The organism is Bradyrhizobium sp. ORS 375 (assembly GCF_000239775.1).
Lineage (GTDB): Bacteria > Pseudomonadota > Alphaproteobacteria > Rhizobiales > Xanthobacteraceae > Bradyrhizobium.
Genome location: NZ_CAFI01000311.1, coordinates 1 through 3449, shown reverse-complemented (window position 1 = coordinate 3449; position 3449 = coordinate 1). Strand labels below are relative to the sequence as shown.

The following is a 3449-nucleotide window of genomic DNA, read 5'->3' as shown; positions in this document are numbered from 1 at the left end:
TTCAGGTTCGGGCTCGGGCTCGGGCTGCGCCGGCTGAGCCTGTGCGGCCGGAGGTGTGTCATCCAAACCCGCCAGCAATGCGTCAATATCGTCCTGGCTGTTGCTGGCCGCCGCTGCGGGCGCGGGCGGCGGGGCCGGCGCCGGCTTCGGGGCGGCCGCCGCAATCTTCGACGGCGGGATGTCGTTCATGACCGGCTTCGGAGCCGGTGCTGCAGCAACGGGCTTCTCGGCCTTGGCGGGCTCAGGCGCAGCCGCCTTCTCGGCGGCCTGCGGCTTCCCCTCGTCATCGGCAATGATGCGCCGGATGGACGCCAGAATCTCCTCCATGGAGGGTTCTTGGACCTTTGCAGGCTGCGTCATTTCCGACTCCAAATCAGCAACGCCGCCGAACGGATCCGCTGGGCGCCACAGGCACGGGCGCCGGATCCAAGTGGCTCGGACTTCTCAACGAACATGCCGACTTGTCTCCGAGGAGGCCCTTAATCGATGCAGAACAACAGAACGATACTGGCCAGATCGGAGACTATTCTTGGATGAACATCCGACGTAGTCCGAATCGTTCGGCGGCCATTTTGAGGCTATGTCATGGCAACAAATGAATGCAAGCAACGCCGGCCGCGAACCGGTGGAGCACGGAGTTCGCCGCTCAAGCGTCGCGCATTCATCACAACTACAGCATGTGCCATAAAAAAATCCCCCGGCCAAGGACCGAGGGATCTGCTTCAATCTTAAGGATGTACTAACGACCATCCGGCGTCCGTACCCCCGCCCAGCTGTCGCGGATCTGCTGGTAATGCACGCTGGGATCGTAGGTGGTCGTGGGCAGGTTCAGCACCTGCGGCGACAGCCGTCCGACAGTCTGCAGCACCGAATAGGACGCCACGACCCGATCATGCTGGGCGGTGACCAGCGACACCCGCGCGTTGACCAGCGCCTGCTGAGCGTTGAGAACGTCCAGGGTTGTCCGCTGGCCCGCTTTGGCTTCTTCGCGGACGCCGTTCAAGGCGATTTCCGAGGCAGAGACCTGGGCCTGCGCGGACTGCACCTGGGCCTTGCCCGCGAGCAGCTTGCCCCAAGCCGACACCACATCCGACCGGGCCTGATCGCGCGTCTGCTCGAGCGCCAGGCGCTGCTGTGCAAGGTTCTCCTTCGACTGCCGAATCAACGAGTATTCCGCGCCGCCCTGATAGATCGGCACATTGAGCTGCGCCGTCGCGGCCGCGTTGAAGGCGCGATAGGACGTCAGAGCCGTTTCGTAGGACTGCGTTGCGGAGGCCTGAACGGTGACGGTCGGCAGCAGCGCGCCTTCCTTGATCTTCACGTCCAGGAACTGCACGTCGATGCCGAACATCGCCGCGGTCACGCTCGGGCTTTCGGTCAACGCGGTCTCGATCGACTGCTGCAGCGTCGGCGGCAGATAGCGGTCCACGGGCGATCCCGGCGCCAAATTCTCGGGATCGTTGCCGATGATGCGGCGGAAGTTCGAACGCGTCGCGGTCAGGTTCGCTTCGGCTGTGAGCTGCTGCGTGCGGCCGGCAGCGAGTTGCGCCTCGGATTGCGCGACGTCCGTGCGAGTCACTTCGCCGACGTTGAAACGGTCGCGCGTCTGCTTCAGCGTCTGCTCGAGCACGCGCGTATTGCTGCGCTGCACCTCCACGATCGCCGCATCGCGCAGATAGTCCATGTAGATCGTCGCGGCCTGGAGCAGCACCTGCTGCTCCAGCACCCGAAGGGCTTCGCGCTGCCCTGAGACGTTCGCCTCGGCCTTGCGGACCCCATTCGCGGTCTGCTGCCCGTTATAGAGCGTCTGGTTGACAGTGAGCCCGACGCTGCGCGGGCGCTGCGCGCCGTGCAAGGCCGGAGTGGCAGGCGCGGTTTGTGCGTCGGTGTAGGAGTATCCGGCCGACGCCGTCAGATTGACCTTAGGCCGATATCCAGACAGGGCCTGAGGGACGCCTTCGTCGACAGCACGAACCTGCGCCCGCGTCGCGTTCAGTTGCGGGTTGTTCTGATAAGCGCGCACCAGCGCAGCCTCGATCGTGTCGGCGAGCACAGGCGCCGGGCCCGCACAAGCCATCACGAGAACCGCAGCCGCCGCCGCAGTAACGAGCTTCACCCCAAACATCCCTGTTCCATTCTTTCGTTACCGGCTCGAACGCCAGAGCCGGGCCGTAACCTATTGAAGAGACTCCCGCGCACCTCGCACCTTATTCCCCATGCAAGCGTAACGGAACCACCCTCACCTGGAACTCATGCCGAAATCTCTCCACGTGCAGCATCCCGGCCACACTCCTGATTTGAAACAGAATTTCGACGACCCGACGCCGTGAAGAGGACTCAGCACGGCCCCTTGCGCGACGCGACCGCCGCGCACGCATGATTCGACAGGAACCGTCGAAACGTCTTGGAATCAGAACACGAACTCGGGGACCCGTTCGAGACCGGGAACAACCGGTGCCGCGGCATCGAACAGGACCCTGCTGCCGACGTCACCATGCGATCGCGTAAAGATCATGGCGCGAGCGGGTCGGTTCTTCGCAAACACGCCGACCAGGCGGCCACCATCCTTCAGCTGGCGGCAAAGCCCGTCGACCGCAATCTCGGTGGCGCCGTTCAGGAGAATCACGTCGAAACGGCCATCCGCCGGGTCACCCTGAACCGGCGGCGCCACCCGAATCGTGACCGGGCAGCCGGCAGCGCCGGCCAGCAACTGCTTGGCGCGCCCTTCCAGTGCGGGGTCGACCTCGGTCGCAGTCACGCTGCCGGCCAGCCTGGCGGCGAGCGCCGCGAGATAGCCGGTCGCACAGCCGACGACGAGCACATGGTCCGTCGGCTTGATCTCCGCCGCCTGCAGCAGCTTCCCCGTCAGCATCGGCTTGATCAGGTAACGCTTTGATGCGCCGGCTTCGGCGACGTCGAGATCCAGATCGAGATAGGCAAGCGCCTGCCGATCCGCAGGGACATAGGCCTCCCGCGGCACGGTCAGCAACGCATCCAGCACGCGGTGGTCGGTGACGTCGTTGGTCCGAACCTGACCATCGACCATTTTCTGACGCGCCGTCGTGAATGAAGACATGAGCAGACCTGCAAGCAAAGCGGAGGGGACCGCGAACGATCTGCGCAATCTTTTGGTACAAGGCTCCCGAAAAGGCAACACGCGGTTCACCCGGGGGGCGCGCGAGATCCCTTGAGCGCGTGAGGTGCCCTGGGCGTCGGGCGAACGATTATTCGATCACCACGGCCAGCCGGCCGATCAGCTGCACGATCTCGTCGAGGTGCTCCGAATCGCCCCGCGTCACCGCATCGGCCAGCCGCGTCAGGCACTCGTCATCGCTCAGTCGTGCGACCGGATCGGGAATCAGCGAAGGTGCGGCGACGGCTTGAGTGAACTGGATGATGGTATTCGGCATCTGACGACACTCCCTGACCGCCGGCGGTGGCACGTTCCA

The 3449-nt window shown here is 64.5% G+C and carries 3 protein-coding genes and 1 pseudogene; all 4 read right to left on the bottom strand.

The features are described from left to right. Window positions 1-360 (bottom strand): annotated as a pseudogene (locus tag BRAO375_RS22885) (DUF2497 domain-containing protein); the annotation flags it as partial. Window positions 361-739: 379 nt separating this feature from the next. Further along, entirely contained in the window at window positions 740-2125 is a 1386-nt protein-coding gene (locus BRAO375_RS22880; RefSeq protein WP_009029829.1) for a TolC family outer membrane protein, read from the bottom strand. A 285-nt stretch (window positions 2126-2410) separates the two neighbouring features. Beyond that, window positions 2411-3076 (bottom strand): protein-L-isoaspartate O-methyltransferase family protein, encoded by a 666-nt coding sequence (locus BRAO375_RS22875; RefSeq protein ID WP_009029828.1) that lies wholly within the window; start codon window positions 3074-3076, stop codon window positions 2411-2413. 148 nt (window positions 3077-3224) lie between these two features. Then, entirely contained in the window at window positions 3225-3410 is a 186-nt protein-coding gene (locus BRAO375_RS22870; protein ID WP_009029827.1) for a hypothetical protein, read from the bottom strand. Window positions 3411-3449 lie beyond the last annotated feature (39 nt).

Excerpts from the sequence above, each read along its gene's own strand:
- BRAO375_RS22880 (WP_009029829.1), bottom strand. The coding sequence starts at position 2,125 with ATGTTTGGGGTGAAGCTCGTTACTGCGGCGGCGGCTGCGGTTCTCGTG.
- BRAO375_RS22875 (WP_009029828.1), bottom strand. The coding sequence starts at position 3,076 with ATGTCTTCATTCACGACGGCGCGTCAGAAAATGGTCGATGGTCAGGTT.
- BRAO375_RS22870 (WP_009029827.1), bottom strand. The coding sequence starts at position 3,410 with ATGCCGAATACCATCATCCAGTTCACTCAAGCCGTCGCCGCACCTTCG.